At 37.8% G+C, this 6,000-nt stretch carries 7 protein-coding genes; 5 read left to right on the top strand and 2 right to left on the bottom strand.

The features are described 5' to 3' along the window. Positions 1 to 94: 94 nt before the first annotated feature. Positions 95 to 583, bottom strand: a complete 489-nt coding sequence (locus DIS06_RS01915) for a YslB family protein (protein WP_110111549.1) — start codon at positions 581 to 583, stop codon at positions 95 to 97. A gap of 423 nt (positions 584 to 1,006) precedes the next feature. Here DIS06_RS01915 and DIS06_RS01910 point away from each other — a divergent pair, with 423 nt between their 5' ends. From DIS06_RS01910 to gerE, 5 genes are all read left to right on the top strand, one after another. Beyond that, complete coding sequence (locus DIS06_RS01910; protein WP_110111548.1) at positions 1,007 to 1,615, top strand: succinate dehydrogenase cytochrome b558 subunit; 609 nt, start codon at positions 1,007 to 1,009, stop codon at positions 1,613 to 1,615. A 31-nt stretch (positions 1,616 to 1,646) separates the two neighbouring features. Continuing rightward, a complete protein-coding gene (gene sdhA, locus DIS06_RS01905) occupies positions 1,647 to 3,437 on the top strand; it encodes a succinate dehydrogenase flavoprotein subunit (RefSeq protein WP_110111547.1) in 1,791 nt (596 codons plus the stop codon). Positions 3,438 to 3,440: 3 nt separating this feature from the next. After that, positions 3,441 to 4,202, top strand: a complete 762-nt coding sequence (sdhB, locus tag DIS06_RS01900; RefSeq protein WP_110111546.1) for a succinate dehydrogenase iron-sulfur subunit — start codon at positions 3,441 to 3,443, stop codon at positions 4,200 to 4,202. 180 nt (positions 4,203 to 4,382) lie between these two features. After that, on the top strand, positions 4,383 to 4,847 hold the full coding sequence (locus DIS06_RS01895) for an acyl-CoA thioesterase (RefSeq protein ID WP_110111545.1): 465 nt from the start codon (positions 4,383 to 4,385) through the stop codon (positions 4,845 to 4,847). Positions 4,848 to 4,954: 107 nt separating this feature from the next. Then, on the top strand, positions 4,955 to 5,179 hold the full coding sequence (gene gerE / locus DIS06_RS01890) for a spore germination transcription factor GerE (RefSeq protein WP_013059396.1): 225 nt from the start codon (positions 4,955 to 4,957) through the stop codon (positions 5,177 to 5,179). A gap of 138 nt (positions 5,180 to 5,317) precedes the next feature. Here gerE and DIS06_RS01885 read toward each other — a convergent pair whose 3' ends face one another. Next, entirely contained in the window at positions 5,318 to 5,860 is a 543-nt protein-coding gene (locus DIS06_RS01885) for a recombinase family protein (RefSeq protein WP_110111544.1), read from the bottom strand. Between the last annotated feature and the right edge of the window lie 140 nt (positions 5,861 to 6,000).

Below are 6,000 nucleotides of genomic sequence, written 5' to 3'. Positions count from 1 at the left end.
AAGGATAAAACGGTTTAAGCATAGGAAGTTGGAAATGTTAATCATTTATATATAGTTACAGCATAAAGAAGGTAGCTCATAATGAGCTACCTTCTTATGTAAGAGTATCTTTTTTATCCCACTTAACCGTAATAAATACCTTACCTGCTTTTTCTTTCATCGTTAAGTACGACTCTGCGATACATTGTTTCTGTTGCTGAATTTGTTGAGCAACAAAGCCACCTTCAAGGTGAAAGGAACAATCCACTTGCTCATGAATTCTTCGTTTGACCATTTCTCCACTCAACTCAAATTCAATCGTTTGTTTGTCTGCTTTAACTAAGGTGAGTAAACCCCACCCTGCTTCTGAGAAGAAGTTTACAATTTCATCTGATGAGTGTAATGGAAATTTACGAGCGATATTTTTTCCAGACCAGTAGAGGATTTGCTCTGCATCTTTTCCTAATAAATCAGTTAGTAGAATATCCCGAATTAGTGTATATCCAAAGTATGGGATGGATGTTGCTTTTGTATCATCACACTCTGTTTGTGTTTGCTGTTCTTGCTCTTGCTGTTCTAGTTGTTCCTCGGTATGTAGACTCATTTTTTCCCCTCTTTCTTTACTTTTATTATATACAAATATGGCTTATGTCTCATCCATTTTTTATGCAGTTTTCTTGATTTTTTATATGAATAGATAGATAACCCTTCACAAACAGTAGAAAGTAATTTGCGGGCAATTATGGTGAATTTCTACAAGTAAATAATATATTTATAAAATAATAAACAAAGGAAAGGGATAAGCATTAAAAAAGGGAATTTCCTATTTTTATATTTTTTAAACAATTACACCTCGTGTCCTTGACGGTCTATCTTGATAGGAGTAAAATGAATTTGTCACATACTTTCGAAAAATGCAAGGGTTTTCATTTTTCATCTTGTATAACAATCTATCAAGCTATACTGATTGGGAGTTACATTGATTTTCACAATCTATGTTCATTTTATCAAGGGGGGTATAAAAAACATGGCGGCAAACAAAGAATTTCAGTACCGCAGGTTACATTCGTTGTTAGGTGTTATACCAGTAGGAATCTTTCTTGTGCAACACTTAGTAGTGAACCACTTTGCGACAAAAGGGGAAGAAGCTTTTAATCAAGCAGCGCATTTTATGGAGAGCTTGCCTTTCCGCTACGCATTAGAAATCTTCATTATTTTCCTACCAATTTTATTTCATGCAATTTATGGGCTTTATATTGCTTTTACGGCTAAAAATAATGTGAATAATTACGGATACTTACGTAACTGGATGTTCGTGTTACAACGTGTTTCTGGTGTTGTCACGTTAATCTTTATTACTTGGCACGTATGGGAGACAAGAATTCAAGCAGCACTTGGTCAACCTGTGAATTTCCAAATGATGGAGAACATTTTGAGTAATCCATTTATGTTAGGATTCTACATTGTTGGTATTGTTTCGACTATCTTCCACTTTGCGAATGGTTTATGGTCATTCGGAGTAAGTTGGGGATTAACAGTAACACCTCGTTCTCAAAAAATCTCGACTTATGTGACGCTAGCAATCTTCTTCGCACTTACATTTGTAGGTATTCGCACAATCTTTGCATTTGCTTAATTCAAATTTGTTTTAAAGGAGTGGGGTTACGATGAGTCAAGGCAGAGTAATCGTAGTCGGTGGTGGTTTAGCCGGTTTAATGGCCACTATTAAAATAGCGGAAGCCGGAAAACAAGTAGATTTATTTTCATTAGTACCAGTTAAAAGATCTCACTCAGTTTGTGCTCAAGGTGGTATAAACGGAGCGGTTAATACAAAAGGTGAAGGTGACTCTCCATGGGAGCACTTTGATGATACAGTATATGGAGGCGACTTTTTAGCGAACCAACCTCCAGTTAAAGCAATGTGTGAAGCAGCACCTGGCATTATCCATTTACTCGATCGTATGGGTGTTATGTTCAATCGTACACCAGAAGGATTGCTAGATTTCCGTCGCTTTGGTGGAACACAGCATCACCGTACAGCATTTGCTGGTGCGACGACAGGTCAGCAGTTATTATACGCATTAGATGAGCAAGTTCGTCGTTATGAAGTAGCGGGTCTTGTAACGAAATATGAAGGCTGGGAATTCCTTGGAGCAGTGATCGACGACGAGCGTATCTGTCGTGGAATTACAGGGCAAGACTTAACAACGATGGAAATCAAGACGTTTCCAGCAGACGCTGTTATTATGGCAACTGGTGGACCTGGTATTATCTTTGGAAAGTCAACAAACTCTGTCATTAACACAGGATCAGCAGCATCCATTGTGTATCAACAAGGAGCTTACTATTCAAATGGGGAGTTCATTCAGATTCACCCAACAGCAATTCCTGGAGACGATAAGCTTCGTTTAATGAGTGAATCAGCTCGTGGTGAAGGTGGACGTGTTTGGACATATAAAGATGGAAAACCTTGGTATTTCTTAGAAGAAAAGTATCCAGCTTACGGAAACTTAGTACCTCGTGATATTGCTACACGTGAAATTTTTGATGTATGCGTATCTCAAAAACTAGGAATTAACGGCGAGAACATGGTCTATCTTGACCTATCACATAAAGATCCAAAAGAGTTAGATATTAAGCTTGGTGGTATTATTGAAATCTATGAAAAATTCATGGGTGATGATCCGCGTAAAGTACCAATGAAAATCTTCCCTGCTGTTCACTATTCAATGGGCGGATTATGGGTTGACTATGATCAAATGACCAACATACCAGGTCTTTTTGCAGCAGGTGAGTGTGATTACTCACAACATGGTGCGAATCGTCTAGGTGCGAATTCATTACTATCTGCGATTTATGGTGGTATGGTTGCCGGACCAAAAGCTGTTGAATACATGAGCGGTCTAGAGAAGAGTGCAGATTCATTACCATCTAGCTTATATGAGCGTCACGTGAAAGAAGAAGAAAGCAAATGGAATGCGATTATGTCCATGGATGGAAAAGAAAATGCTTACCTTCTACACAAAGAGCTTGGTGAATGGATGACAGATAACGTAACAGTTGTTCGTTACAATGACAAGCTATTGCAAACAGATGAGAAAATTCAAGAGCTTATTGAGCGATTTGATAATATTAATATTAATGATACAGCGAAGTGGAGTAACCAAGGAGCTGCGTTTACGCGTCAGCTACAAAACATGCTACAACTTTCTCGTGTCGTAACACTAGGTGCTTATAATCGTAATGAAAGCCGCGGTGCTCATTACAAACCTGAGTTCCCAGATCGTAACGACGAGGAGTTCTTAAAGACAACAATGGCAAAGTTTGTTGATAGCAGAACAGCGCCAGCGTTCCATTACGAAGAGGTAGATGTTTCATTAATCAAGCCTCGTAAGCGTGATTACACGAAGAAGAAAGCAGACAAAGGTGCGAAAAAACAAGAAGAGGGGGTTCGTTAATCGATGAGTGAAAGCAAAACAGTTAAGTTTATTATAACTCGTCAAGATTCACCGGACACTGCTCCATATACACAAGAGTTTGAGATTCCATATCGCCCAAACATGAATGTTATTTCAGCGTTGATGGAAATTCGACGTAACCCTGTTGATGCACATGGTAATGAAACAACGCCAATTAACTGGGATATGAACTGTCTAGAGGAAGTATGTGGGGCATGTTCAATGGTAATAAATGGAAAGCCTCGTCAATCTTGTACAGCTTTAGTTGATAAATTAGAGCAACCAATTCGTCTTCAACCAATGAGAACGTTCCCTGTTGTACGTGATTTACAAGTGGATCGCAGCCGTATGTTTGATTCATTGAAGAAAGTAAAAGCGTGGATTCCGATTGATGGAACATACGATTTAGGACCAGGGCCACGTATGCCAGAAAAGAAGCGTCAATGGGCATATGAATTATCAAAGTGTATGACATGTGGAGTATGCTTAGAGTCTTGTCCAAACGTAAACAGCAAATCAGACTTCATTGGACCAGCTCCATTATCGCAAGTTCGTCTGTTTAACGCTCATCCAACAGGAGCATTAAACAAAGGTGAACGTTTAGATGCGATTATGGGTGACGGAGGTTTAGCGAACTGTGGTAACTCTCAAAACTGTGTACAATCCTGTCCGAAAGGTATTCCTTTAACAACATCGATTGCAGCATTAAACAGAGATACAACGATCCAAGCATTCCGCAACTTCTTCGGAAGCGATCAAGTATAAGTCGTGTTGTAATAATTTAAAGCCTCTTTATGTCAATCATAAAGAGGTTTTTCTATATAACGAACAAACACCAAGTTTTTGAAAAAATGTAGAGAATTTGAGTATGTTGTTCAGTAGATGAGTGAGAGACGAAGTATTCAACAAAACGAATTATGTTACATATACATAGGGGGATGGAAGATGAAGAAATGTTCATATATTGACGATTTACAAAGGTGGAAAGAAGAATTTTCATTTTATCACCATATCAAGGTGCGTTTTTCAGAAACAGATATGTTCGGTCATTTAAATAATACGATTCCGTTTGTTTATTTCGAAGAAGCGCGAATTGAATATTTCAAACACCTTGGCTTTATGCAAACTTGGACTCATTCAACCTCAGAATGTATTCCTGTTGTCGCAGATTTACAATGTGATTTCTTAAAGCAAGTGTTCTTTGGGGACACGTTTCGGTTGTATGTCAAAGCAGAAAAGGTTGGTACATCATCCGTAGACTTACATTATATGGCGATTAATCAACGTGACGAAGTTTGCTTTGTCGGCAGAGGTGCGATGGTGCAAATTTTAAAGAAGACAGGAAAAGGGTATCCGTGGTCTAATCAGCAAATAGCGTTACTTACGTCAAAAGAAGAAGTTTGTAAATAAAAAAATGTGAGAATCAGTAACCGCCCTTAGCCTCTGCACATAAGATATGGTGACTAACTTTACACCCATCCGATAGTTCAACTCAGGATCAGGCAAGGAGGGTTACATTGAAGGAGAAAGAGTTTCAGCCAAAACCATTACTTACTAAAAGAGAACGAGAAGTATTTGAACTTTTAGTACAAGACAAAACAACAAAAGAAATTGCAAGTGAACTATTCATTAGTGAAAAAACAGTTCGCAATCACATTTCAAATGCGATGCAAAAGCTTGGAGTCAAGGGGCGTTCACAAGCAGTGGTAGAGCTCCTTCGTATGGGGGAACTTGAGCTATAAGAATAGCTGTTGCCGACTTTTCTTAATGAGAGATCATTAAGAAAAGTCGGCTATTTATGTGTTTTTTTATTTTTCTGAAGGTCATTACATAAGAGAAGAATTTTGCTTTCTGGAATAGATGTGAATCGTATACCAGAATTAATTCTCTAAATAGCGATACAGTGTGGATTTACTAATACCAGTCTTTTCTTTAATCTCAGCTAGTGTATGTGTTTTACTTTGATACATTTCAATGGCTCGTCTTACATTTTCATCAGGCTTCTTAGGACGACCAGTCGTTATCCCTTTTTTCTTTGCTTGTGAAACACCTTGTTTCGTTCTTTCGCTAATGACGTCACTTTGAAAGTTGAGAAGGTGTTTAGTGATGTCAATGAATGAATAGCCAGCTGGGCTACTTGTATCAATACCTTCATCTAGGAATTGAATATATGCTCCTCTTTGATTTATTTTTTCTAATAATTCGACGAGATGTCGAGTAGAATCAGCTAATGTAAAAAGTTTATTGACGATAATTTTATCTCCCTCTTGAAGCTTATTAATCATGTCGCATAGCTGTGTGCGTTCTTTTGCTGAAGAGTGTTCTTCTATAATAATGGTCTCGCAATTTAAATTAATTAAGTTTACTTCTTGATTTTTACAGTGGAGATCTTTCTCGTAAGGTCTCATGTATCCGATTAACATTTAGACGCTCCCTTATTAATTAGTCACTGTCTTTTATAATAACACAAAAATAGGTTAGTACAGAAAGTTTCAAAAGGGTTCCATTTTGGGAATAAAGATGTTACACTACATCTTGTTGAATTCGAATTCGGCTTATAAAG

The organism is Bacillus sp. CGMCC 1.16541 (genome assembly GCF_003184905.1).
In the GTDB taxonomy this organism is placed as follows: domain Bacteria; phylum Bacillota; class Bacilli; order Bacillales; family Bacillaceae_H; genus Priestia.
This window is presented reverse-complemented; position numbering and strand designations above follow the sequence as displayed.

Coding starts and splice junctions, on each gene's coding strand:
- DIS06_RS01915 (WP_110111549.1), bottom strand. CDS start 583: ATGAGTCTACATACCGAGGAACAACTAGAACAGCAAGAGCAAGAACAG.
- DIS06_RS01910 (WP_110111548.1), top strand. CDS start 1,007: ATGGCGGCAAACAAAGAATTTCAGTACCGCAGGTTACATTCGTTGTTA.
- sdhA (WP_110111547.1), top strand. CDS start 1,647: ATGAGTCAAGGCAGAGTAATCGTAGTCGGTGGTGGTTTAGCCGGTTTA.
- sdhB (WP_110111546.1), top strand. CDS start 3,441: ATGAGTGAAAGCAAAACAGTTAAGTTTATTATAACTCGTCAAGATTCA.
- DIS06_RS01895 (WP_110111545.1), top strand. CDS start 4,383: ATGAAGAAATGTTCATATATTGACGATTTACAAAGGTGGAAAGAAGAA.
- DIS06_RS01885 (WP_110111544.1), bottom strand. CDS start 5,860: ATGTTAATCGGATACATGAGACCTTACGAGAAAGATCTCCACTGTAAA.